Raw genomic sequence first — 24,225 nt, forward strand, 5'->3', positions numbered from 1 at the left:
AGACTCTGCAGTCATGCCACGTCACGCAGACGCCCAGTGGGAACCCACGGTGCCCGCCCTGGTGCAACGGTTGGCGGCGGCCGGCGGTCCACGGCTCAAGCACGCATTCGCGGCAGCCGGGCTGGACGGGATCCGGCCGGCGCAGGCGGTGGCCCTGGTGCCGTTGGCGACCGGTGGACTCCACGCCTCAGATCTGGCCGACCGCCTGGGGGTGAGCCGCCAGGCGGTGGCCCAGGCCGTCACGGCGCTGGAACGGCACGGCTACGTCACCCGCGAATCGAACCCCGACGACGCGCGCACCCGAATCATCGAGATCACGCCGCGCGGCCGTCAGACGCTGCGCGTGATGCGGTCTACCGCGCTGGAATTGGAGGGGAGCTGGGAACAGATACTCGGGCAGCGCCGGCTCGGCGAACTGCGTGCGACGCTGCAGATGTTGCTGGCGGCGGCGAGTTCCGAAGACCGCTGACGCCGGGCTCGGACAGCGCGGCCAGCGCCCGCGCGGCCACGAGCGCGGAGATCATGACCGAGACGCAGACCAACCCGTCGTCCTTCAGTCCCCACTTGACCGCGGCGAGCAGTGCCGCCCCCGCCACGCACAGCAGGATGCCGACCACCCGTCCGCGCCGGACCGAGGTGATGGCGGGACAGCCGTCCCAGCCGGGCAGCGGATTGTTCTCCAGCGGGCGCAGCGCCACGAACAGCACCGCCACCACCCCGATCATGATGAACAGTTGCTCGAAAGTGACCGCGAGAAAGTCCGGCCGGCCCGGGAAGCGAGGGTGCCCCGCGGTGTCGAAAAGGATGTGGACGGCCAGCAGCGCGGGCATGTGCCACAGGTACAGGGTCATCGCGCCGGAGTTGCCGATTGCCGTCCACCACCACACCCGCGGCCGCCGTGCCCACCGATTGATCGCCGGCGCTGCGGCGATTGCCAACGCGCTCAACACGATCGCGTGCCCGGCGAGCAACAGCGACGGGGGGCTCATGTTGGGCAGGCGCATGCCCTCGATGCCGACCAGGCTCAGTTCGTACGGTCCCCAGGTCAGCAGCGCCACATTGACCACGAGCAGGGCCACCGCCATGCCCAGTGCCGCTCGGCGGGTGACGAGTTGGCGCCGATAGGCGACACCGAACATGGCCGGGATGAGCCAGGCGGCGAGGTTGAGGTAGCCCAGCGGCGACGCGTCCGACCAGTGCAGCCGGACGGCGTCGACGGTTGCGACCATCGCGTAGACCCCGACGACCCCGACTATCAGACGCGCCGGTGTGGTGATGCGGGATAACGCCGGCATCGCGGCCAGCACCAGTACGTAAACGCCGAGGAACCATAGCAATTGAATGCTGATGCCCGCGACGGGCTCGTAAACATGTTGCGGCAGAAGGGGGTACAGGACGGCAAGGGTAACCGCCCAGAATGCGAAGTAGTAGAACACCGGCCGGAAGAGCCGGGCGCACCGCTTCATCAGCCAGGTTCCCCAGCTGCTACCGGGCTGCCAGGACGTGACGCACGCAGCGGCGCCGGCGAAGAAGAACAGCGGCATGATCTGGAAGATCCAGGTCAGCGCCTGAAACACGACCGACGTACTGAGCAGGTTGTCCCAGATCAGCACACCCCCGCGAATGACGCTGATGGCCATCACGGTGTGGCCGATCACCACGCCGATCAGTGCGGTGATGCGGATGACGTCGATAGCGCGGTCACGGTCGGATGGGGTGCGCGCGTCCAATTCAGCGGGGCTGGGAAAGCCCATCAAAGTGGTCATTCAAGCAGCTTTGCCGCTCGGCACGCCGCGGGGCGTGCGTAGTTCTACTCGTCTCGGCGGGTAGGGCTACGGGCCGAGTCCGTCCGCGCCCTGTACTCCGGCCCGGCCCAGATATTCGCCGCCACTGCCGCCCGCGCCGCCGTGCGCGGGATCGAAACCGGCACCACCGGCGCCCCCGGCGCCCCCGTCCCCGACGAACTGAGCGCTGCCACCGCTGCCGCCGGCTCCGCCCGACCCGTTGACCAGAGACGCCTCACCGCCCTGGCCGCCCCGGCCGCCGTTGCCGATCTGGCCGCCGTCACCGCCATCGCCGCCGACCCCGCCGCGCAGGGAGGTGCCGGAACCGTAGCCGTCACCGCCGGCACCGCCGCTGCCGAAGTACTGGCCGCCGTTCCCGCCGTTGCCGCCGTCACCACCGCCCGCGGGGCCGAAGGCGCCCGCCCCGCCGGCACCGCCATTGCCGAACCACCCGGCGTTGCCGCCCTGGCCGCCCCAGCCGCCGGTCATATTCGGTCCGCCGAGGCCGCCTTGGCCGCCGGCCCCGCCGTTGCCGAACAACCATCCGCCGGCGCCGCCGTTGCCGCCGGGCGGCGCAATCTTGTTGATGGCGGTGCTGGCCCCGCCCTGTCCGCCGTTGCCGCCGTTGCCGATGAATCCGGCGGAACCGCCCCGTCCGCCGAACTGGCCGGGTCCGCCGGATCCGCCGTTGCCGCCGTTGCCGAACAACAGCCCGCCCGCCCCGCCGGCCTGGCCGGTCCCCGGTGCGCCGTCCGCTCCGTTCCCGATCAGTGGACGGCCGGTGGCTGCCTGGGCGGGGGCGTTGACGGCGTCCAGCAGGGCTTGTGGCGCGCGCTGGAGCAACGCCGCGATATTCGTTGACTCCGCGGCGGCGTAACTGCCGCTGGCGGCGTTGAGTGCCTGCACGAACCGCTCGTGGAAGACCGATAACTGGGCGCTGGCCAACCGATAGGCCTGGGCGTTGCGGCCGAACACCGTGGCAATCGCGGCCGACACCTCATCGGCACCGGCCGCCGGCAGCCGAGTCGCCGGTCCGGCCGCATTCGCCGCGTCCAGTGCCGCGCCGATGCCGGCGACGTCCGTGGCCGCGGCGGCCAGCAACTCCGGCACGGCGCTCAGGTAAGACAATTAGCGGCCTCCGGCCTCACATCGGCGCGGCGTGCTGCGTCAGCGTGAAGAAGAGATAGGCGAGGCAGAACAGGAAGTTCAGGGCGACGAGTATCAGGCCCGCGCAGATCGCCGCGTGTCGGCAGCGGCGCTGCAGGTGCGTCGTTCGCGCGGCCTTTTTTTCCCGCAGGTAATGAGTCGCGATCAGGGCGAAGTTGACGTCGGTCAACTCCCTGTCCGCCACCGGTGTGCCGGTAACCAACTGCTGCAGGCGCGTCGGCGGGACGTGCACGCCGACTTGCGCGAAGCTTCGGCTGAGCCGTCGCGCTTGCCTGCGGCCGAGGTACTGACCTCGCATCTGTAGCTGGTGCGAGAGTCTCCGTCGTTCGTCGCCCCACGGGTTCGACGGGGTCGTCACAAGCGGGAAGTCTATGTCCTAGATCACATTTTGCGGGACATAACGAATTCATTTTTTTGACGGATTTTGCGGAGCGCCGCTCACCGCAACTGCTCGGTGGGTACCGCGTAACGCTCCTGGTAGGCGCTCACTCGCTCCCGCACCTCTTCGGCGATCAGGCCGGTGTCCGACCAGGTGTAGCGACCGCGCCCGCCATCGCCGGGATGGGCTGCCAGAAAATCACGCATCCGCTGCTCGGCGCCCGGGGTCAGTTCGCGACCCAGCTTCTGATAAATGCCGCGGATCGTGGTCCAGGGATCGTTGATGAAATCCGCGAAATGGACGTCGATGACCCGGTCCGTGGGGATCTTGCCGCTGTCGCGCAGCGCCATCTCGCGGTCGAGCCCGACCGCGATCTCCTCGTAGGACTGAGCTGCGCACTCGATGATGTCGGGTTCGTCGCTGGCCATCCGGCGCAGATGGCGGGTCAGTGCGGCGATCGACGAGATGACATTGAGCGGATCCCGGTGCGTCTGCACGATCAACGCATCGGGGTACTCGGCGAACAAGGTGTCGAGCTGCCACAGGTGCGCCGGCGATTTCAACAGCCACTGGCCCGGCACGCCAGATTGCAAGTGCTGCAGGAAGATTCGATGGAAGCGATAGGCGCCGGCGTGGTCGGCTTCATACAGCAGCCAGCGGTAGTAGCTGGGCAGCCGGTACTGCACCGAGAAGATCATGCTGGTGAATTCGCTGGCGGTGATGCGGACACACTCCTGGCCCACCAAAGCGCCCATCGGATGGAAGGCCATGAATCCCGGAATGATCTGCTCGGACATCTCGATGCCGGCCTGGGCGGCCGCGATGCGCGGATCGTCGTGGTAGGTGTCGGGCTGGGGCACCGGGCAGGGGGCGTCGACCTCCCAGGTCAGTGGCGCACGCAGGTCGGGGTCCTGGGCGAGCAGGTCGTAGAGGATGGTGGTGCCGGTGCGGGGCTGGCCGACGATGACGATCGGCGAGTCGATCCCCTTGGCGGCGACCTCCGGATGTTGCTTGCGCCAGTCGATCACGTCGAGGCGGTTCTTCAGGGCGCGCATCAGATCGAGGTACGCGACCTCGACCCCGATGGGCGACAGCTGCGCCTCATTGACGAGCCCGTCGGCGACCAGGTCGAGTCCGGGCTGCCAGCCGTCAGCGCCGAAGTCGTCGTGGCCGGTCTCCTCGCACGCGGTGGCGATGAGCCGCTCCGGGGCGAAGCGTTCCCGCAGGGTCACGATTGTTCACCCCGATTGCGCACCGACACCGTGACTTCCGGTGCAGAGGGATTGTCCAGCCAGCGCAGGACGACGAAGCCGCGATGCCGGCCACCGGTATCCAGCCAGTGGCCAAAGCCGAAGTCCTGAGCCGAGATTGCGATGCGCACCCGCCCGTCGGCGTCGGGTTGGACCCCGCGGTTGGTCACTGAGCTGTGCCGGCGGCGTGGCTCGAGGCACTCGTGCCAGACGCTCTCCAGCGTCACATTCCAGTACCGGGTGTCGGGAGGCGCGATGTCGAGCACCAGGGCCTGATCGGGGTCGAGGCGGAAGGAGCCGATCATGTACAGGTTGTCCGGGGTGGTGTCGGCCGATCCCAGGTCGGCCGCCGCGGCGGTCACCAGCGTATTTGGGTGATCGAGGAGTTCGGGCTTGATCGTGCGATGCAGGGTGACCAGCTTCATCAGCGTCCATGCCATCGCGGTGAACTGATCGGCCAGCTCGCTTCGGGTCAGCGGCGCCACCGGATCCGGGTGCAGGGCCTCGATGTGCAATGTGGCCAGCTGCTCGGCGGCCCGGTCACCGATGTACTCGCGAACGACCAGCGACGATGCATCCTCGGGGATCTGCAGCCAGTGAGCACCCGCGTTGCTCGAAGGCTGGCCGGCGGAAAGAATGATCTCGAATTCGTCTGAGCCCAGGTCGTTGTCGCTCAGATACGCGGCCATGCGCCGGGGCGTCAGCCCGGTGCCGGCGAGAATCTGAAAACCGAGATAGGCGCTGGTGCCCCGGGTGCCGGTGATCCGGTAGCTGCGATCGCCACGGATCATCGCCAGGTAGTAATTGCCGTCCGGATTCGGGCCACCGATCATCCGGTTGGGCGTGGACATGTCGAAGAACGACGGCTGCGCGGTGTCGGCCTCGACGGACAGTTGCGAGCACAGTGAGGACACCCGCGCGATTGCCCGCAGTCCCTCCAGCAGCTCACGTTCGGATTCGGCGTCCTCGGTCACGACACTGGTCGCATTGGCCAGCATCTGCTGGAAGAACTGCCACGCGGCGAGCGCCTCCGGCGCCTCGACTTGAGTCATGGTCTCATAATTAGACTATGACTCAGCAATTGGCCAGCACTTCGCGCGAATCGCTGTCGGAACGCCGCCGCGCGGCCACGCGTCAGCGCATCGCCGCCGCAGCGGCCCAGTTGGTCGCGGACGTGGGCCTCGCGGGTGCCACGGCGGAACGAATTGCGGACGCGGCCGACGTCGGGCGGGCCACCTTCTTCCGCTACTTCAATTCCAAGGAAGACGCGGTCGCGGAAGGGGTGAACGTCCACTGGTTGCAGCGCATCACCACCGCACTGGCCAGGCAGCCGGCGGGGTTGTCCGCCATCGACGCTGTGGTCGGCGCGTTCGGCGACCTGGCCGACGGTTTTTCCGAGATTGAGAACCAGGTGCGCGAACTGGCCACCCTCACCCGATCGTCCGAAACGCTGGACGCCTGGACCCTGCACATCTATGTGCGGTACGAGGCGGTGATCGCCGACCTGATCGCCCCACGGTTGCCGGCGTTGGACCCGCGGGATCCGCGGCCCCGCCTTATCGGCGCGTTGGCGATGGCCACCGTCCGGCTCGCCCTGGACGACTGGCTGGTGCACGGCGGATCGTTGCCCGACCGGGTGCGTCAGGGCCTGGGGGCCATCACGATCGGATGAGCGACGCGACGATCAGCCGTGTCGTGTGTTCGGCTCGTTGCGGCGAATAGCGTTGCGCGTCAGAGAGAATGGGATAAACCACACCGCCGACGATGGCGTCCGCGGCCGACTCGGCGGTGGCCTCGTCGATGTCGTCAGCCAGCAGGCGCGTCCGGACGCTGTCGTGCAGTGGCGTGCTGAATCCGGCGCGCAATCGGACGGCGGTGTCCTCGTGCTCCATCCCGGCTGCGGTCAGGATCCGTAACATCGCCGAACCGCGGTCCGTGGTCAGGGTGGTGGCGAGCTTGCCCACCCACTCCACGAGGTCCGCGGCCAGATCATCGGTGTGATTCATCGATGCGAGGATCCGGTCGGCGTCTTCCAACATGACGTCGGCGACGAGTGCCGGGCGGCTGCGCCACCAGCGGTAGATGGTCTGCTTACCCACTCCGGCCCGAGCGGCGACCGCCTCGATGCTCAAACCGTCGAATCCGCGCTCCAGCAGGAGTTCACGCGTGGCGGCCACAATCGCCGTCCGCGACTTCTCGCTGCGGCGCCGAGGCGTGAGATCGGTGGGCATCGACTGATCCTGACTCGCCTTTACAGAACATCATCCGGCAACGTAATCTTCGACAAGACGAGACGGTTCGTCTTGTAAGGGGAGAGGATAGCAGTCTGTGCCGCCGATGCCCAGCCCTTGCGCTGAGTTCGTCACCCACGGGCCCGCGGGGGTCGCGTCGTGACCCTCGGCCTGACCGCTGAGCAACAGCAACTCAGCGATGCCGCTCAGCAGTTCGCGGCTCGCCATGCACCGATCGGCGCGACCCGGGACAACTTCCAGGCCCTCGCCGCGGGGAAACTGCCGCAGTGGTGGGAAGCGCTCGTCGACAACGGTTTTCACGCGGTCCATCTGCCGGAGCACCTGGGTGGCCAGGGCGGGCGGCTGATCGACTGCGCCTGCGTGCTGGAAGCCGCGGCCAAGGCGCTGCTGCCCGGTCCGCTGCTGCCGACCGTGACCGCGGGCGCCGTGGCACTGCTTGCCGATACCACGCCCGCGGCGGATGCGCTGCTGCGCCGACTCGCTGCCGGGGCACCCGCGGCGGTCATCCTGCCCGGCAACGGGGAATTCCGAGCGCGTCCCGACGGGCCGGACTGGCTGGTCTCCGGGGTATCCGACGTCACCGCGGGTGTCTGCTCGGCACAGGTCATTCTGGTGGCGGCCCGCGACCCGGGCAACGGCGTGGTGTGGGCGCTGATCGATCCGGAAAACGGCGCCGACCCGGAAAATGACTCGGCCGCAACGGAACCCGAGGACGGCACGGACATCGTCACCGATGTGGGACGGTTACGGTTGACCGACCACGCCGCCGCCGGGGGGCTCACCGGCATCGATCCGGACCGGGCGGAATGCGTGGCGGCGGCACTGGTCGCCGCCGCGACGGCCGGCATCACCCAATGGTGCGTCGAGGCGGTCACCGCACACCTGCGCATCCGCGAGCAGTTCGGCAAGGTGATCGGCACCTTTCAAGCGCTGCAACACAGCGCCGCGATGTTGTTGATCAACAGCGAACTGGCGACGGCGGCGGCCTGGGACGCGGTGCGAGCCGCCGACGAATCACTCGACCAGCACCGCATCGCCGCCGCCGGGGCCGCGGTCATCGCGATCTCGCCCGCCCCGGATCTCGTGCTGGACGCGCTGACGATGTTCGGCGCCATCGGTTTCACCTGGGAACACGACGTGCACCTGTACTGGCGCCGCGCCATCAGCCTGGCGGCGTCGATCGGACCGGCGAACCGGTGGGCACGGCGGCTGGGGCGGCTCACCTGCACTCAGCAGCGTGACATGTCGGTCAACCTGGGCGACGCCGATGCGGAATTCCGGGCGCAGGTGGCTCACACCCTGGACGCTGCAATGAAATTGAGCAACGACCAGCCCGGGCGGCAAGGCGACTACGAAGACTTCAAGACCGGTCCGCAGCGCACGCTGATCGCCGAGGCGGGTCTGATCGCACCGCACTGGCCGAAGCCGTGGGGACTCGACGCCGGGCCGCTGCGCCAGCTCATCATCGACGATGAGTTCGCCAAGCGGCCGGAGTTGGTGCGACCCTCGCTGGGCATCGCCGAGTGGATCCTGCCCTCGGTGCTGAAGGCGGCACCGAAAGACCTGCAGGACAAGCTGATACCACCGACCCAGCGCGGCGAGATCGCCTGGTGTCAACTCTTCAGCGAACCCGGCGCCGGCTCCGACCTGGCCGCGCTGGCCACCCGCGCCACCAAGGTGGACGGTGGCTGGAACATCAACGGGCACAAGATCTGGACGTCGGTCGCACACCGGGCCGACTTCGGCGCGCTGCTGGCCCGTACCGACCCGGCGGCCAGCAAGCACCGCGGCATCGGCTATTTCATCCTGGACATGCGGACACCGGGGATCGAGATCCAGCCGATCAAGACGGCAACCGGCGAGGCGCACTTCAACGAGGTCTTCCTCACCGACGTCTTCATTCCGGACCATATGCTGCTCGGAGACCCGGTCGGCGGGTGGAACCTGGCGATTGCCACGATGGCCGAAGAGCGTTCGGCGATCAGCGGATACGTCAAGTTCGACCGCGCCACCGCACTGCGCCGGCTCGCATCCGAACCCGGGCCCGACCGTGACGATGCGCTGCGCGCGCTCGGCGAGCTCGACGCGTACACCAACGCCATCAAGGCGCTGGGCGTGCGCGAAACCATCCGGCTTCTTGACGGACAGCCGTCAGGACCGGCGTCCAGCATCGCCAAGGTCGCGATGAATGTGCTGCTGCGACGCACCTTTGAAGCGACGCTGCAGTTGACGGGGCGCCTGGCGATGGTCGCCGATTCCGATCCCGCCATCGTGGAGCCGTATCTGCACCTCCCGGCTGAACTGATCGGTGGCGGAACGAGGGAGATCCAGCTGAACATCATCGCCCAGATGATTCTCGGTCTACCACGAAAATAAGGACATAACATGGGATTACGCGGAGAAGCCGCGATCGTCGGCTATGTCGAGTTGCCGCCCGAGCGGCTCAACAAGGCATCGCCGGCCCCGTTCGTTCTGGAGCAGTGGGCCGAACTGGCCGCCGCCGCACTCGACGACGCCGGCCTCCCGGGTGAGGTCGTGAACGGCATCGCGGCCTCGCATCTGGCGGAGTCGCAGATCTTCGTTCCCTCGACGATCGCCGAATACCTGGGTATGCCAGCCCGATTCGCGGAGCTGGTGGACCTCGGAGGCGCAAGCGCCGCCGCGATGGTGTGGCGCGCCGCCGCGGCGATCGAGCTCGGAATCTGCGATGCCGTGTTGTGCGCGCTGCCCGCGCGCTACATCACCCCGTCGTCCAAGAAGAAGCCCAGGCCGATGGTGGACGCGATGTTCTTCGGGTCGTCGAGCAACCAATACGGCTCTCCGCAAGCGGAATTCGAGATCCCCTACGGCAATCTCGGTCAGAATGGACCCTACGGTCAGGTCGCTCAGCGCTACGCCGCCGTCTACGGATACGACGAGCGCGCGATGGCCAAGATCGTTGTAGACCAACGGGTCAACGCCAATCACACCGACGGCGCGATCTGGAAAGACAAGCCGCTCACCGTCGATGATGTGCTTGCGAGCCCGGTGATCGCCGATCCATTGCACATGCTGGAAATCGTGATGCCGTGCGTCGGCGGCGCGGCGGTGCTGGTCGCCAATGCCGACCTGGCCCGGCGTGCCAAGCACCGGCCGGTGTGGATCAAGGGATTCGGCGAGAACGTGCCGTTCAAAACCCCGACCTATGCCGAAGACCTGTTGAACACACCGATGGCCGCCGCTGCCGACACCGCTTTCGCGATGACCGACCTGAGTCGCGAACAGATGGACATGGTGTCGATCTACGACTGCTACACCATCACCGTCATGCTCTCGCTCGAAGATGCGGGCTTCTGCGACAAGGGAACCGGTTTGAAGTTCATCACCGAGCATGATCTGACGTTCCGTGGCGACTTTCCTCTCAACACCGCCGGCGGCCAATTGGGATTCGGGCAGGCCGGCCTGGCGGGCGGCATGCACCACGTCTGCGATGCCACCCGCCAGATCATGGGCCGCGCCGGCGCCGCCCAGGTCTCCGACTGCAACCGCGCCTTCGTGTCCGGCAACGGCGGGATCCTGTCCGAACAGACCGCGCTCGTTCTGGAGGGGGACTGACGATGAACTTCGACCGTCCGATGCCCGTCAAGACGCCGACCACGGCACCTTTCTGGGATGCACTTGCCCAGCACCGCATCGAGATTCAGTACTCGCCGTCGACGCAGAGCTATGTGTTCTATCCGCGGGTTCGGGCGCCGCGCACCCTGGCCGATGACCTGGAATGGCGCGAGATCTCCGGAATGGGAACGCTGTATTCCTACACCGTCGCTCGCCGGCCGGTCAGTCCGCACTTCGCCGACGCCGTCCCGCAGCTGCTGGCCATTGTCGAATGGGACGAGGGCCCAAGGTTTTCCACCGAGATGGTGAATGTCGAGCCGGAGGCCCTGCGGGTCGGCATGCGGGTGCGGCCGGTGTTCTTCGACTACCCCGAGCACGACGTCACGATGCTGCGGTACGAGCCCGCCTGATCTCTTGCCAGCGTGAAACCAGCTTCACAGCCGAGCGCGAGCGTGAAGCTCGGCGCACTGACTACATCTGCGCCCAGACGATCTTGGTCTGCAGATAGGTGTCCAGGCCGGCCTTGCCGGACTCGTAGCCCCAGCCGGATTGCTTGTAGCCGCCGAACGGCATCGAGTGGTCGAACTGCATCTGGCAGTTCAGCCCCACCGTTCCGGCCTTGAGCCGCTTGGCGATTCGATGTGCGCGACCCAGGTCGCGGGTCCACGCGGTGGCAGCCAGGCCGTAGGTGCTGTCGTTGGCCAGAGCCACCGCCTCGTCCTCGTCGTCGAACGGGATGACCGCGACCACCGGTCCGAAGATCTCCTCCTGGAACAGGCGGCTGGTGGTGGCGACGTTGGTCAGCACCGTGGGCCGGACGAAATATCCCTTGCGGTCGACGCGATTGCCGCCGGTGACGACCTCCACCCCGTCGGATCGGCCCTGGTCGAGGTAACCCAGCACGCGGGTGAGTTGCTTCTGGCTGATCAGCGGGCCGATCAAGCTGCCTTCGTCCTTCGGGCCACCCTGCGGCAGCCCGTCCGCCACCTTCGCCAGGCCGTCCACGAACTGGTCGAATACGCCGCGCTGCACGAAGATTCGGGATCCGCACACACATGCCTGGCCGGAGTGGATGAAGGTGCCGAACGCGGCCATCGGGACGGCTTTGGACAGGTCGGCGTCGTCGAAGACCACCACCGGCGATTTCCCGCCCAGTTCCAATGTGACCTTCTTCAGATTGCTTTCGCCGGCCGCGTGCACGATGGCCCGGCCGACCTCGGTGGAGCCGGTGAAGGCGACCTTCTCGACGTCGGGATGCGCGGTGATGGCGGCGCCGGCCGTGTGGCCGTTGCCCAGGACCAGGTTCGCCACGCCCTCGGGCACGCCGGCCTCGTGCAGGATGTTGTCCAGCACCAGCGCCGAGAGTGGCGTCTCCTCAGCGGGTTTGACCACACTGCTACACCCCGCCGCCAGGGCCGGAGCGAGCTTGCAGCAGAAATTGAAGACCGGCCCGTTCCACGGGAAGATCAGGCCGACCACGCCGTAGGGCTCTTTGAGGGTGTAGGCGTGCTGGTGGGAGTCGATGCCGGTGAGGCCGCCGGTGTGCACGTCGGCCGCGATGCCCTCGATCTTGGTGCACCAGCCGGCGTAGTACCGGAAGAACTCCGACCCGACGGTCACGGTGCCCTGAGCCTGCAGCGGGGTCATGCCGGCGTTGAGCGATTCGAGCTCGGCCAGCAGTTCGGCGTTCTGGTCGATCAGCTCGCCGACGCGCCACAGGATCTTGGCCCGCTCGCTGGGCGGCTTGTCCCGCCAGACGCCCGCATCGAAGGAGGCCTTGGCGCGAGCGACGGCGTCGTCGACGGCCTCGGGGCCGCAGTCCTTGAACTCGGTGACCTGCTCTTCGGTGGCGGGATCGACAACCGTGATCACGTCGCCGGTGCCGGGGCGCTCCCGGATTTCGTCCAAAACGGCCTGGACCGTCATCGGTACTCCTCCTTGAGTATCTGACTCGTCATGGCGAGGTTATGCGCTTAACCAAGAGATGTCCAGACCCTGAGTAGTCGATCGGCTATCCGGGGCTAGGTCGAGGCGCGCACCACGACGCGCGCGATGTCGGTGATGTCCGGCGACGGCGGCGCCGGGTAACCCAACCGCTCGTAGATGGCGGCGATCGCGGCATCGGCAACCGCGCGCGGATCGAACTGCACCGAGGTCAACGGCGGCGTGCTCACCTCGCCCATCGGGCTGGCGTCGACACCGATCACCGCGAGATCACCGGGGCACTGCAGTCCCGCCCGATGGATTCCGTAAAGGACCAGGCAGGCGATGTCGTCGCTCTGTGCGCACACCGCCGTCACACCCTCGCGCACCCAACCCGCGACCACGTCGGCGGCATTGTCGACGGTGATGGTGGCGACGCGCACGGGTGGCAGGCCGCGTGATTGCGCAGCGCGGGCGACGCCGTCGAGCCAGTAGTCACCCAGCGCGCGCCACTTCGCGGTTCCGCCGTATGCGTAGGCGATCTGCCGGTGACCCCGCGAAACAAGGTGTGCCACCCGCATTTCGCCCACCGCCAGATGGGGGTCGCCCAGGGCGGGCAGGCTACCGATGTCGATGTGCGGTATTCCGGCTTCCTTCACCGCGCGGGCGGCGGCCTCGCTGAGGGGGAACAGGCTGGCCACCGCGACCGGATCGAGATTCTCGATGGCGTCGACGACGTGATGGTCGTCCTCGGTTTCGAAGATCTGCACCTGCAGCAGGCCGAGGCGCGCCAGTTCGGTGGTCATTCGGCTGCCGGCCTGCATCGGCATGTCGCCCACCGCGACGTGGGGTACGACATAGAGCACGACGCCACCCTTGCCCCGGGCGAGGTTGCGGGCGGCCAGATTCGGGCGGTATCCCAGCAGTTTCGCCGCGCGGTTGACCGCGTCGCGGGTCTGCGGCGAGATCCGGCGGCCCTCGGCGTTGTTCAGCACGTAGCTGACGGTCGCGGTCGACACCTCCGCCAGGCGAGCGACATCGGCGGTGGTGGGTCGCGCACCCCTGCCCGTGCTCAACTCGACGCCTTCCGGGACCGGCATGCCTCATGGTGGCACGCGTGTCAACTTCGGCGCCGCTGCGTCTGGCGTTCTGTTGACGGGCTAATAGTCCGTCAAATCCGCAGCGGGTCTATAGCGGCCAACCAATTCTGCGCCGGTGTCTCAACTGCGCTGCCGCACATCCTAGCCTCGAATATCAGACTTAGTGACATGCCGCCGCGGGCCTGACATGATGATCTACTAGTCACTAATCGGGGAGCGCAGGATGAATAAAGATGACCTGATCCTGATCAGCGTTGACGACCACATCGCCGAACCGGCTGACATGTTCGACGCCCACGTCCCCGCCAGGTACAAGCACCTCGCACCACGGGTGGTGATCGAACCCGATGGCGTTCAGCAGTGGTACTACGGCGACATTCGGGGCCGCAACATGGGTCTGAACGCCGTCGCCGGCAAGCCCCGCGAGATGTACAACGTGGATGCATCCCGGTACGACGAGATGCGGCCGGGGTGCTTCAACGTCGACGAGCGAGTGCGCGACATGAACGCCGGTGGGCAGTTGGCCGGCCTGAACTTCCCGAATTTCACCGGGTTCTCCGGTCAGGTGCTCAATCAGGGCCCCGACCCCGACGTCAACCTGGTGATGATCAAGGCCTACAACGACTGGCACGTCGACGAGTGGTGCGCCGCGTACCCGGGCCGGTTCATCCCGTGCGGCATCCTTCCGCTCTACGACGTCGCCGAAGCGGCCAGGGAAGTGAAACGCCTGGCGGACAAAGGATGTCACGCGGTGACGTTCTCGGAAAATCCGGAAGCGTTGCAGATGCCCAGCATTCACACCAAATACTGGTACCCGCTGTTCGAAGCCGCCTGCGAGAACCGGACGGTGCTGTGCACCCACGTCGGCTCCGCGTCCCGCTCGCCGATGGTGTCGATGGATGCGCCCGCCAGCGTGATGATGACGGCCTCGTCGATGATGAGTATGTTCACCTTCACCGAACTGATCTGGGCCGAGTTCTGGGCCGACTTTCCGGAGCTGAAATTCTCCCTCACCGAAGGTGACATCGGTTGGATGCCGTACTTTCTGTGGCGCGCCGAGCATGTCTACCAACGCCATTCGGGCTGGACGCTGGCGAAGTTCCCACCGGGTTACGCCGGCCCGGCCGATGTGTTCAAGCGCCATTTCTACACCTGCTTCATCAGCGACAAGGTCGGCGTCCGCAACCTGGACTGGTTCAATGCGGACATGGTGTGCTGGGAGTCCGATTTCCCGCACTCGGACAGCAACTGGCCGTTCGCCCCGGAAGACGTCATCGACACGATGGGCCACCTCGATGACGCGGTCATCAACCAGATCACTCACGAAAACGCCATGGCCGCTTACTCATTCGACCCGTTTAAACACATTCCCCGCGAGCACGCCCGCGCGGGGCAGTTGCGCGGGCAGGCTACCGACGTGGACGTGGTGACCCACGTCGGCCATCAGGCCAGCCAGCGCGACCGCGATGCCTGGACGCGGATGACCACCTTCGCCCTGCAGGCCCAGGGCGCGACGCCGGTGACCGTCGAAGCGCCCGGGATCGCCGGGCGTGCCACCACCCTGGGTAACTGAGCGTGCCGCATCAACCGCCGTTCGCCGGGTGGCGTGTGCTCGAGTTGTCCAATGGAATCGCGGCCGCCTATGCGGGAAAGATGTTCGCCGACGCCGGAGCTGACGTCGTCAAAATCGAAGGCGAGCAGGGAGATTCGCTAAGGGCGTGGTCGGCCGGAGGCGGACCGCCCGGTGCGCTGTTCGAGTACCTGGCCGCCGGCAAGAAATCGGTGCTGGGCGACGACCGGACGGCGCTGCTGGCCGCCGCGGACGTGGTAATCACCGACCTCACCGACGGATGGACACTGGATGACCTTGCTGCGCAGACAGTTTCGTCGTCGGTGCTGGTCACCGTGACGCCGTTCGGAACGACCGGGCCCTACGTCGACGATCAGGTCCTGGCCAACGAATTCATCCTGCAAGCGCTGTCCGGCTCGATCGCCAGCCGCGGCTGGCCGGGCGACGAACCCGTCCAGGCCGGCGGGCGGCTGGGCGAGTGGCTGGCCGGCACCTTCGCGGCGGCGGTCGCCGCGGCCACCGCACGCCACGCCGCACGCACCGGACTCGGCGAGATCATCGACGTCTCGACATATGAGGCGATGGCCATCGCGATGGGCGGCCTGCCCGCGATGTCGGCCAGCGTCATGGGCACCGACTCCCAAATGACCTCGCGCAGCCTGGAACTCCCGTCGATCGTCCCCACCGCCGACGGGCTGGTCGGCTTCTGCACCATCACCGCACAACAGTTCCAGGACTTCCTCGTTCTCATCGAGCGCGCCGACCTCCTCGATGACGCCGACCTGGCCTCCATCGAAGGGCGCATCGCGCGTCGCGACGAGTTCCTGAGCATGGTCACGCAGTGGACCGAGAGCCGCACCACCCAAGAGATCGTCGACCTCGCCGTGGGATTCCGCATCCCGGTGGCACCGATCGGCACTCCTGCGGCGTTGGCCGACGTCGATCACTTCGTACAACGGGGTGTGTTCGTGGAATCCGAACTCGGCGTGCTGCAACCCCGAGTGCCCTACCGCGGTGACGCCATCACCACCACAGCCCCCGGCCGGGCACCGGAACTCGGCGAACACAGCGGCGGCATCGACTGGCCTCCCCGCCCCGCGAACGGCGAATTCCGGGCCGACCCGCAGGCACTTCCGTTGTCCGACATCCGGATCGCCGACTTCACCGCCTTCTGGGCCGGACCGGTCGCCACCCAGTTTCTCGGCGCCCTCGGCGCCGACGTCGTCAAGGTCGAGGGCGTGCGACGGCCCGACGGCATGCGGTTCTCCGCGGGCCGGCCGCCCACTTGGGACCAGTGGTGGGAATGGGGGCCGGTTTTCCTGTGCAGCAACAACAACAAGCGCGGCGTCAGCATCGAACTCGGCACCGAAGCCGGGCGCGGGGTCGCCCTGAAACTGATTGCTGCCAGCGATCTCGTCATCGAGAACTTCTCGCCGCGGGTAATGGAGAACTTCGACCTGCAATGGGATGCCGTCAGCGCCGCGAATCCCCGCGCCGTGATGGTGCGGATGCCGGCATTCGGACTGGACGGGCCGTGGCGCGACCGAGTGGGCTTCGCCCAGACGATGGAGCAGGCGACGGGGATGGCGTGGATTACCGGTCACGCCGAAGGGCCACCGGTGATTCCGCGCGGTGTGTGCGACCCGATCGCGGGCCTGCACGCCGCCTTCGCTGCAGTCGCGGCACTGGTGGTCCGTGACCGTGACAGGACCGGCGTGCAGGTGGAATCCACGATGGTGGAGGCAGCGCTGAACGTAGCCGCCGAAATGCTGGTCGAACACTCACGCAACGGAATTGAACTGCGGCGCCAGGGCAATCGCGGCCCCGGCGCCGTCCCGCAGGGCGTATACCGCTGCCAGGGCGAGGACGATTGGGTGGCGCTCGCGGCGATCGGCGGCGCCGCCCGCGAGGCACTGGCCGCGCTCATCGACCGGCCCGAACTTGGACCCGACGAGACCAGCTGGCGGGAACGAGCCGACGAGATCGACAAGCTGATCAACGACTGGGCAGCGCGCCGCAGTGTGTCCGAGGCGGTCCACGCCCTGCGGTCGGCCGGCGTGGCCGCCGCGCCGGTCCGGGCACCGGCCGGATTGCTCACCGATCCGCACCTGCTGGCCCGGGGCTTCTGGGAACGCGTCGATCATCCGGTCGCGGGCTCGTTCCTGTGCACCGGGATGCCGTTCACGTTCGTCGGCAAACCGCGGCGCTGGATCCGCCGCGGCGCCCCGCTCTACGGCCGGCACACCGTGGAAGTGCTGAGCGAACTAGGTTACAGCGCTGCTGATCTCGCCGAACTCAACGCGTCGAAGACCACGGCGGCACGGCCGGCGGGCCTGTGATATGGCCGTCACCCTGTGCGTGCCGCCGCGGCCGGGCGAGCTGTGTCAACCGGTCCGCTTCCTGCTGCGTCAGGATTCGGTGGTCATGGAGCTGACCGCGCGGCACCGCATCACCGCTGTGGAGTGGGACGAACGCGAACAGGCGGTGGCCATGGTCGTCGAGATCACCGACCCGCAGACCACGCGGCCGGTCGACGTGCGAATCGACGTGGTGAAGGACGTCGCACCGACCGACACCCGCTCCCGGATGATCGGACGGATCGCTCGGGACGGGACGCACTACGACGTGATCGGCACCTATCTGGGTGTCGTAGCAGACGAAAACTGAACGCCGCCAGACGCAGTGGAGGATATGTGAGTCAGCAGCGCACCGCGGCCATCGTCGGGGTGTACAACACCGTGCAGGGACGGCGACTGGACGGCGAGACATCGCGCGGCCTGGCCGTCAAGGCCGTCAAGGGCGCACTCAACGATGCGGGGTTGCGTCTGGAGGACGTTGACGGCATCAGCGCGGGGCCCTTGTCTACTGCGCTGATCTACGACCTGCGCGTCGGGCCGGCCTGGCAGGGAATGGGTTTCGGTGTCGGCATGATCACCGAGGCGGCCACCGCGATCGAGCACGGCATGGCTGACGTGGTGGTGCTCGTCGCAGCTCAGGCGGGCGAGTACCGCGACCACGAAGCCACCGCACCATGGACGCGGCCCGAAAACGAATTCGTGGCGCCCTGGGGCATGTTCACCACCGCGGAGTTCGCGCTCATCGCCCGCCGGCACATGCACGTCTACGGCACCACGCGCGAACAAATGTCGATGGTGGCGGCGACCATCCGCAACAACGGCTCGAACAATCCCGAAGCCGTTTACTACCAACGAGGTCCATTCGCGCCCGAGGACATCACCGCGTCGCGGCTGATTGCCGACCCGTTTCACCTGCTGGATTGCGCCACCACCTCGGAGGGCGGCTGTGCGCTGGTGGTGGCCAACATCGCCGCCGTCGAGACGACGGGCCGGCCGGCCTACATTCTGGGCAGCGGCGCCGACTTCCACGGCCCCTCCTATCAGCACCCGCCGGCCTGGGATCTCGCGGGTCGTCGTGGTGACCACGTCAACGGCGTGGTGGGCCGGCGGGCAGCCGACCGCGCGTTCGGGCACGCGGGAATCCGGCGCGACGATGTGGACGTCCTGGAACTCTACGATCCGTTCTCATTCGAGATCATCAGACAATTGGAGGCGTTCCGGTTCTGCGGCGACGGTGAGGGCGGCCCGTTCGTCGCCGACGGTCACATCGCCATCGGCGGCAGCCATCCGATCACGACCGATGGAGGGACCATGTCGTTCAGTCATGCCGGCGCCAACCCGCAGATGATGCAGCGAGCCGTGCGCGCGGTGCAACAGTTGCGCGGCGATGCCGGACCGCTGCAAGTACCTGGCGCACGAATCGCCCTGTGCAGCAACGGCGGCGCCGGCGCACTGTTCACCACGGTGCTGCTGCTGGGAAGCGAGCCCCGATGACACTGCGCCCGCAATCCGGATCTGTGCCGCACGCCAGTAGTCCCGTCTCCGTGCCGTTCTGGGAAGGCTGCCGCTCCCACGAGCTGCGCTACCAGCACTGCGCGGACTGCGGCGTCGCCAATTTTCCGCCGACAGAGCATTGCCGCCAATGCCTTTCGGCTTCGCTGGAGTGGACGCGGAGCGGCGGATCGGGCGAAATTTACAGCTGGACCGTCGTGCACCGGCCGGTGACCGCAGACTTCGAGCCTCCCTACGCACCCGCGATAGTAACCCTGGACGAGGGTTACCAGATGCTGACCAACGTCGTCGGCATCGCGGCCGACGCCTTGGCGATCGGCCTGCGCGTGCGGGTCGCATTCCATTCAGTGGGAGAGGATTTGACCCTTCCATACTTCACCGGGTCACCATGAGCCCGCGGCGCATCACCAACGGACTGCCAGTCACTGCCTACCTGGTGCTCGGCGTGCTGGCGGCCACCGACGAGCAACTCACCGCGGGCGAAATCAAAACGCGCGCAGAGCTTTCGGTCGGCCACTTCTACTGGTCCCCGTCGGTCAGCCATGTGCGGCGCGAACTGGGCCGGCTGCTGGAGCGTGGGATGGTCGGCGAAATCGACGCGCGGTCGGGCAAACGGGCCATCACGCTGTACGAGACCACCGACTCCGGACTCGAGGCGCTGCGCAGCTGGGTGCAGCACTTTCCCGGCGAGGATCAGGTCGTCATCAAGCATCCGGTGATTCTGCGGACCTGGCTGGCTCGCGGTGAGGATCCGGAGCGGGTGATCGACACCCTGGAGCGACACCTAGAGGCGACTCGGGGACGGTTGGACGAGGCGTTGTGGTCGCGACGGCGATCCCGGGAGGTCGGCATCCTCGACGATCCCGAACAGCGTTACTCCTTCGCGGTCCTGGACTACGCCATCCGCGGACTCTATGCGGAGATCTCCAACATCGAGCAGCTGCGCGACGAGATCGCTTCGGGCACAACGCGAGATCCGGCCGGCCGGGTGCGGCGGCCCAAGGGCCAGATCCGGCGGCGCGCCCAATAGGCCGAGCAGTCGTGAAATCGCGCGATTCGCTACGAAATTGCGCGATTTCACGTCTGCTCGCGCTGAAAGGTCAGCCGCCGACCATGGTCAGGCCGCCGTCCACCGCCAGCAGTTGTCCGGTGATGAAGCCGGAGCCGGGACCGGCCAGGAACACCAGCACGGGTCCGAGGTCGCGCGCCGGATCACCGAGTGCGCCGCCGAGCGGAATCCGGGTCTTGAGTTGCTCGTCGATCAACGGCGCGGCGTCGGGCCCGAGAAACTCCCGGAACCGGTTGGAGCCCGGTGTCTGCACCGCGGGCGCCAACGCGTTGACGGTGATCTTGTCGTGCGCCCAGGCCTGCGCCGCCGACCGCGTCCAGGCCTGCACCGCGCCTTTGGTCGCGGCGTAGACGGCCGAGACCGGGCTGCCCATCACGGCTTCCGACGATCCGAAGTTGATGATGCGGCCGCCCTTGGGCTGCTGGTCCTTCATCACCGCGTAGGCGGCCTGGTTGGTCAGGATCGTGGCTTTCACGTTGGTATCCAACAGGAATGAAATGTCCTCGGACTCGATGTAACCCGGAATCCCGGCCTGCCACAGACCGGCAGCGTTCACCAGAACGTCAAGCCCGCCGAGAACCTCGGCCGCGCGGTCAACCATGGACGAGACGGCGCCGGCATCGCGCACATCGCACTGCAGCCAGGTCGCGGTCAGGTCGTCGGGCGGCGGTGTCCGGTGGTAGGTGGCGACGACCTGCGCGCCGGCCGCACTGAGGGCGGCGACGGCCGCCGCACCGATGCCCGTCGCGGCACCGGTTACCAGAATGCGTCTGTCCTGCAGGGCTGCTTCCGACATGGTGAAACGCTAGCTGGCGCGGTAGCCGGGCTCTACGCGGGTGCGGCAGTATCGGTATCCATGATCCTGTGGGACCAGCACACCTGCCTGCCGCTACAGGCCGAGGCCGAAGTCGGCCTGTTGACCCGGTACCGGCGTCGCGGTGGCGCATTCGTCTCGGTCAATGCGGGATACTCGCCACACAGCTTCGGTGACACCACGGCGCTGTTGCGCCACTTCCGAAGTGCGGTGGCCGCCCACCCGGACTTGGAGCTGGCCGGCACCGTCGACGATGTGACCAGTATCGCGGGCGAAGACCGCATCGCAGTGGTCTTCGACCTGGAAGACTCGCGTCCCCTCGACGACGATCTCGACAACCTCGCCGTGCTCGCCGGGCTCGGGGTGCGAACGTTGTTGCCCACCTACAACCACGCCAACCGCGCCGGCAGCGGATGCCTGGATGCGGTCGACGGCGGCCTCACCGACTGGGGGCGTTCGATAGTCACCGAGATGAACCGGGTGGGGATCGTCCCGGACGGGTCGCACTGCAGCCCGCGGACCGGGCTGGATATGTGTGAGATATCCACGGGCCCGGTGATTTACAGCCACTCGTGCATGAGAGCGGTCTGGGACCATCCGCGCAATATCAGCGACGAACAGGCGCAGGCCTGCGCGGCCACCGGAGGAGTCATCGGTATCACCGGCGTCGGGATCTTCCTGGGTCCCAACACCCCGACCCTGGAAGCCATGACTCGACACCTGGAATACGCCGTCGACCTGGTCGGCATCGACCACGTAGGCATCAGCAGCGATTTCTCCTTCGACTATGACGATTTCGTCGAGGAGCTCGCCCGCAACCCGCACCTGTTCGACGACAACTACACCCGGTGGGGGACGATCCAGTGGATGCCGCCGGAGACGCTACTGACACTGTCCGAGCATCTCGACGCGCGCGGCTGGCGCTCCGCGAACATTGCCGCCGTCCTGGGCGGCAACTTCCTGCGGGTTGCACAACATGCCTGGGCGAGTTGATCTCTCGGGCCGCCGCTAGGCGCGCACCGCGACCGATGACAGTAGATCTGCCAGACGGTCAGGTTGGTCCAGCATCGAGAAGGTGCGCGCGCCCGCGATGACCTCCAAGCGCGCGTTCGGAATTGCCGCGGCGAGCCGGCGGCCGTCTTCGAGTTCGAAGAAGACGTCGTCACCCGACCAGGCGATGAGCGTCGGCTTGTCGAACTCGGGAAGCCGGGCGGCGACGCCGGTGGTCACCTCGGTGCGCATCGACAGCGAGAACTGGCGCAGATCCTCGGCGATCGCCGGATCGGACAGGCCCGGCTGCACCCAGGCCTGCGTCAGCGCGTCAATGTCACTGTGCGCCAGTCCTTCATAGGCCCGCTTGCGTGCGACGGGCGCCCGCACGGCCTGGGTTGCCGCGCGGAACACCTTCTTCGACTTGGCCGCGAGGATGACCGGCTTGAGAATGGGCGGCGGGAAGTGCTCGAAGGCATCACAACTGGTCAGCACGAGCGCACCGAGTCGCTCCGGGTGGTGCACCGCGACCAGTTGGGTCACCACTCCGCCGGTGTCGTTGCCGACCAGCACCACGTCGTCAAGGTCAAGTGCGGCAAGGAAATCGGCCACCATGCCGGCGACACCGGTGATGCTCCGGTCGGCGCCGGGTCGCAGCGGTTCAGGGTGGGCGCCGAGCGGCCAGGTGGGGGCGATACACCGCAAACCCCGACCGGCCAGGCGCTCGCTGACCTGGCGCCACAATTGGCCGCCCATCATGTACCCGTGCACGAACACCACGGGCCTGCCGTTTTCGGGTCCGGTTTCTTCGTAATGGATGGTTCCGGCGCTAATGTCGATCGTCGGCATGAACGGCTCCTAGTAGAGAGAGATTTACAAACAGTCTGTCTGTTCGTAAGTTACCAACAGGTTGTATGGAAATCAAGAGACGCACTCAGGAGGAGCGCTCCGCGGCAACCCGCGAGGCGCTGATCTTGGCTGCCCGCAAGCTGTGGGGCCTGCGCGGCTACGCCGAAGTCGGTACCCCGGAGATCGCCACCGAGGCCGGGGTCACCCGGGGTGCCATGTATCACCAATTCGCCGACAAGGCAGCACTATTCGGCGCGGTGGTGGAGGCGGTGGAGCTCGACGTGATGACGCGGATGGCCACGCTGGTGGCCTCGTCAGGAGCCGCCGGCCCGGCCGACATGATTCGCGCCGCGGTGGACGCCTGGCTCGACGTGTCCGGGGATCCGGAGGTGCGCCAGTTGATCCTGCTGGACGCACCAGCGGTGCTGGGCTGGGCCGCCTTCCGCGACGTTGCCCAGCGCTACAGCCTGGGCATGACCGAACAGTTGATCACCGAGGCGATCAAGGCGGGCCAGCTGGCGCGACTGCCGGTGCGCCCTTTGGCGACCGTGCTGATCGGCGCACTCGACGAGGCGGCGATGGCGGTCGCCACCGCCGAGGATCAGCAGAAGACCCGCGCGGAGATCGGCCAGGTATTGCACCGGCTCATCGACGGGATGCTCGAGGGGTAACACCCAACTGCGGATAGTGCCCACGCAGGTCGTCCAGGTATTGCGGTACCGCCGCAGCCGCGACGTGCAAAAAGCCACGCACGCCGGGGGACTGGTTCACAGTGCGCCACGCCAGCGCCAGCGGCCGGTGGGGCAATTGCCCCTCTAGTGGGACGAATCGCACCCCGGTGCGGCCCAGATTGACGAAAGACGTTGGTAGCAAGGCTATGCCGGCTCCCGATGCGACCAACGCAAGGATCGTCTGGATGCGCGGAACTTCGTCGACGATCGGCGGTTCGATCTCGTACATCCGGAACAGCTCGATGACGTCGCCGTAGGTGGTGGCTGCCGCGGCTCGTGTCCACAGGATCATCGGTTCGTGCGCCAGCAGTGCCGGCTCGATCCGTTGTTGGTCAGCCAGTGCATGGTCCTCGCACACGACCGCGGCCAGCGGATCGTCGATGAGCGGCTGGACGGTCAATGACGGTTCGTCGACCGGGCCGCGCAGCAGTGCGACGTCGATGCGGTGGGAGATCAGTTGCTCCACCTGCTCGACGCTGTTCAGTTCGCTGAGTTCGAGCCGCACGTCCGGGAATTGCCGCCGGTGTGCCCGCATCACGTATGGCAGCACCCCGTCGACCGCCGCCTGCAGGGCCCCGATGCGCAGCTGGCCGAGCTGCCCGGTGGCAGCCCGGCGCGCCGCCGCGAAAGCCCGCTCGGCGTGGGTGAGCGCAAGCTGTGCCTCGTCGAACAGCGCTCTGCCCGCATCGGTGAGCTCGATCGGGCGCCGCGACCGGTCGATGAGCTCGGCGCCCAACTGACGCTCCAGCTTCTGAATCTGCTGACTCAATGGTGGCTGCGCGATGTGCAACCGCTCCGCGGCGCGCCCGAAATGGCGTTCCTCGGCCACCGTCACGAAGTAGCGAAGCAGTCGCAGCTCCGGATCGGCCATATATACAGCATAT

The 24,225-nt window shown here is 67.2% G+C and carries 22 protein-coding genes and 2 pseudogenes; 13 read left to right on the forward strand and 11 right to left on the reverse strand.

Features of this window, described 5'->3' with window-relative positions; all coding sequences use genetic code 11:
- The first annotated feature begins 13 nt into the window (after nucleotides 1-13).
- Nucleotides 14-469, forward strand: coding sequence for a MarR family winged helix-turn-helix transcriptional regulator (locus C0J29_RS01260; RefSeq protein ID WP_082978137.1), 456 nt, complete (start codon nucleotides 14-16; stop codon nucleotides 467-469).
- Here C0J29_RS01260 and C0J29_RS01265 read toward each other — a convergent pair.
- From C0J29_RS01265 to C0J29_RS01285, 5 genes and pseudogenes are all read right to left on the reverse strand, one after another.
- Nucleotides 447-1,766 (reverse strand): annotated as a pseudogene (locus C0J29_RS01265) (acyltransferase family protein); the annotation flags it as partial. The gene C0J29_RS01260 and the pseudogene C0J29_RS01265 sit on opposite strands and share 23 nt — an antisense overlap.
- Before the next feature lie 72 nt (nucleotides 1,767-1,838).
- Nucleotides 1,839-2,912, reverse strand: a pseudogene (locus C0J29_RS34290) (PE family protein); the annotation flags it as partial.
- Between the two features lie 16 nt (nucleotides 2,913-2,928).
- Nucleotides 2,929-3,309, reverse strand: a complete 381-nt coding sequence (locus C0J29_RS01275) for a hypothetical protein (protein ID WP_065045911.1) — start codon at nucleotides 3,307-3,309, stop codon at nucleotides 2,929-2,931.
- Nucleotides 3,310-3,389: 80 nt separating this feature from the next.
- Nucleotides 3,390-4,562 carry a sulfotransferase family protein gene (locus tag C0J29_RS01280; RefSeq protein WP_120791291.1) on the reverse strand — a complete coding sequence of 391 codons (1,173 nt, stop codon included), beginning with the start codon at nucleotides 4,560-4,562 and terminating at the stop codon, nucleotides 3,390-3,392.
- Nucleotides 4,559-5,632 (reverse strand): DUF1214 domain-containing protein, encoded by a 1,074-nt coding sequence (locus C0J29_RS01285; RefSeq protein WP_242460596.1) that lies wholly within the window; start codon nucleotides 5,630-5,632, stop codon nucleotides 4,559-4,561. The genes C0J29_RS01280 and C0J29_RS01285 overlap by 4 nt, the downstream gene beginning before the upstream one ends.
- Before the next feature lie 17 nt (nucleotides 5,633-5,649).
- Here C0J29_RS01285 and C0J29_RS01290 point away from each other — a divergent pair, with 17 nt between their 5' ends.
- Nucleotides 5,650-6,252 carry a TetR family transcriptional regulator gene (locus tag C0J29_RS01290; protein WP_120791292.1) on the forward strand — a complete coding sequence of 201 codons (603 nt, stop codon included), beginning with the start codon at nucleotides 5,650-5,652 and terminating at the stop codon, nucleotides 6,250-6,252.
- Here the strand turns inward: C0J29_RS01290 and C0J29_RS01295 are convergent.
- Nucleotides 6,239-6,811 (reverse strand): TetR/AcrR family transcriptional regulator, encoded by a 573-nt coding sequence (locus C0J29_RS01295; protein ID WP_065045907.1) that lies wholly within the window; start codon nucleotides 6,809-6,811, stop codon nucleotides 6,239-6,241. The two genes, C0J29_RS01290 and C0J29_RS01295, sit on opposite strands and share 14 nt — an antisense overlap.
- Nucleotides 6,812-6,970: 159 nt before the next feature.
- On the opposite strand from C0J29_RS01295, the gene C0J29_RS01300 reads away from it, so the two are divergent.
- Genes C0J29_RS01300 through C0J29_RS01310 form a run of 3 tightly spaced genes read left to right on the forward strand, consistent with a single transcriptional unit; the run spans nucleotide 6,971 to nucleotide 10,836 of the window.
- Complete coding sequence (locus tag C0J29_RS01300; protein WP_120791293.1) at nucleotides 6,971-9,208, forward strand: acyl-CoA dehydrogenase family protein; 2,238 nt, start codon at nucleotides 6,971-6,973, stop codon at nucleotides 9,206-9,208.
- Between the two features lie 9 nt (nucleotides 9,209-9,217).
- Nucleotides 9,218-10,426 carry a thiolase family protein gene (locus C0J29_RS01305; RefSeq protein ID WP_120791294.1) on the forward strand — a complete coding sequence of 403 codons (1,209 nt, stop codon included), beginning with the start codon at nucleotides 9,218-9,220 and terminating at the stop codon, nucleotides 10,424-10,426.
- A gap of 2 nt (nucleotides 10,427-10,428) precedes the next feature.
- On the forward strand, nucleotides 10,429-10,836 hold the full coding sequence (locus tag C0J29_RS01310; protein WP_120791295.1) for a Zn-ribbon domain-containing OB-fold protein: 408 nt from the start codon (nucleotides 10,429-10,431) through the stop codon (nucleotides 10,834-10,836).
- Between the two features lie 61 nt (nucleotides 10,837-10,897).
- On the opposite strand, the gene C0J29_RS01315 is transcribed toward C0J29_RS01310, so the two are convergent.
- Nucleotides 10,898-12,352 carry an aldehyde dehydrogenase family protein gene (locus C0J29_RS01315; RefSeq protein ID WP_120791296.1) on the reverse strand — a complete coding sequence of 485 codons (1,455 nt, stop codon included), beginning with the start codon at nucleotides 12,350-12,352 and terminating at the stop codon, nucleotides 10,898-10,900.
- A 95-nt stretch (nucleotides 12,353-12,447) separates the two neighbouring features.
- Nucleotides 12,448-13,449 (reverse strand): LacI family DNA-binding transcriptional regulator, encoded by a 1,002-nt coding sequence (locus tag C0J29_RS01320; RefSeq protein WP_120791297.1) that lies wholly within the window; start codon nucleotides 13,447-13,449, stop codon nucleotides 12,448-12,450.
- Nucleotides 13,450-13,672: 223 nt separating this feature from the next.
- On the opposite strand from C0J29_RS01320, the gene C0J29_RS01325 reads away from it, so the two are divergent.
- From C0J29_RS01325 to C0J29_RS01350, 6 genes are read left to right on the forward strand one after another with little or no spacing between them, the layout of a single operon-like run.
- The gene (locus C0J29_RS01325) at nucleotides 13,673-15,022 is read left to right on the forward strand and encodes an amidohydrolase family protein (protein WP_120791298.1); all 1,350 of its coding nucleotides are present in this window, start codon (nucleotides 13,673-13,675) and stop codon (nucleotides 15,020-15,022) included.
- 2 nt (nucleotides 15,023-15,024) lie between these two features.
- Nucleotides 15,025-17,358, forward strand: a complete 2,334-nt coding sequence (locus C0J29_RS01330) for a CaiB/BaiF CoA-transferase family protein (protein WP_120791299.1) — start codon at nucleotides 15,025-15,027, stop codon at nucleotides 17,356-17,358.
- A 1-nt stretch (nucleotide 17,359) separates the two neighbouring features.
- Nucleotides 17,360-17,686: a hypothetical protein gene (locus C0J29_RS01335; RefSeq protein ID WP_120791300.1), complete on the forward strand. Its 327-nt coding sequence runs from the start codon at nucleotides 17,360-17,362 to the stop codon at nucleotides 17,684-17,686.
- Nucleotides 17,687-17,712: 26 nt separating this feature from the next.
- Nucleotides 17,713-18,870, forward strand: a complete 1,158-nt coding sequence (locus C0J29_RS01340; RefSeq protein ID WP_120791301.1) for a thiolase family protein — start codon at nucleotides 17,713-17,715, stop codon at nucleotides 18,868-18,870.
- Nucleotides 18,867-19,280 (forward strand): Zn-ribbon domain-containing OB-fold protein, encoded by a 414-nt coding sequence (locus C0J29_RS01345; RefSeq protein ID WP_120791302.1) that lies wholly within the window; start codon nucleotides 18,867-18,869, stop codon nucleotides 19,278-19,280. Before C0J29_RS01340 ends, C0J29_RS01345 begins: the two co-directional genes overlap by 4 nt.
- On the forward strand, nucleotides 19,277-19,918 hold the full coding sequence (locus tag C0J29_RS01350) for a MarR family transcriptional regulator (RefSeq protein WP_120791303.1): 642 nt from the start codon (nucleotides 19,277-19,279) through the stop codon (nucleotides 19,916-19,918). Before C0J29_RS01345 ends, C0J29_RS01350 begins: the two co-directional genes overlap by 4 nt.
- Nucleotides 19,919-19,988: 70 nt before the next feature.
- On the opposite strand, the gene C0J29_RS01355 is transcribed toward C0J29_RS01350, so the two are convergent.
- Nucleotides 19,989-20,753, reverse strand: a complete 765-nt coding sequence (locus C0J29_RS01355) for an SDR family NAD(P)-dependent oxidoreductase (protein WP_120791304.1) — start codon at nucleotides 20,751-20,753, stop codon at nucleotides 19,989-19,991.
- Nucleotides 20,754-20,813: 60 nt separating this feature from the next.
- Here C0J29_RS01355 and C0J29_RS01360 point away from each other — a divergent pair, with 60 nt between their 5' ends.
- Complete coding sequence (locus C0J29_RS01360) at nucleotides 20,814-21,764, forward strand: dipeptidase (RefSeq protein WP_120791305.1); 951 nt, start codon at nucleotides 20,814-20,816, stop codon at nucleotides 21,762-21,764.
- A gap of 15 nt (nucleotides 21,765-21,779) precedes the next feature.
- Here C0J29_RS01360 and C0J29_RS01365 read toward each other — a convergent pair whose 3' ends face one another.
- Nucleotides 21,780-22,610, reverse strand: coding sequence for an alpha/beta fold hydrolase (locus tag C0J29_RS01365; RefSeq protein WP_065161934.1), 831 nt, complete (start codon nucleotides 22,608-22,610; stop codon nucleotides 21,780-21,782).
- A 65-nt stretch (nucleotides 22,611-22,675) separates the two neighbouring features.
- Here C0J29_RS01365 and C0J29_RS01370 point away from each other — a divergent pair, with 65 nt between their 5' ends.
- Nucleotides 22,676-23,281: a TetR/AcrR family transcriptional regulator gene (locus C0J29_RS01370; protein ID WP_065043336.1), complete on the forward strand. Its 606-nt coding sequence runs from the start codon at nucleotides 22,676-22,678 to the stop codon at nucleotides 23,279-23,281.
- On the opposite strand, the gene C0J29_RS01375 is transcribed toward C0J29_RS01370, so the two are convergent.
- The gene (locus tag C0J29_RS01375) at nucleotides 23,256-24,212 is read right to left on the reverse strand and encodes a LysR family transcriptional regulator (RefSeq protein WP_120791306.1); all 957 of its coding nucleotides are present in this window, start codon (nucleotides 24,210-24,212) and stop codon (nucleotides 23,256-23,258) included. The two genes, C0J29_RS01370 and C0J29_RS01375, sit on opposite strands and share 26 nt — an antisense overlap.
- Between the last annotated feature and the right edge of the window lie 13 nt (nucleotides 24,213-24,225).

This window comes from Mycobacterium paragordonae, assembly GCF_003614435.1.
Taxonomy (GTDB): Bacteria; Actinomycetota; Actinomycetes; order Mycobacteriales; family Mycobacteriaceae; genus Mycobacterium; species Mycobacterium paragordonae.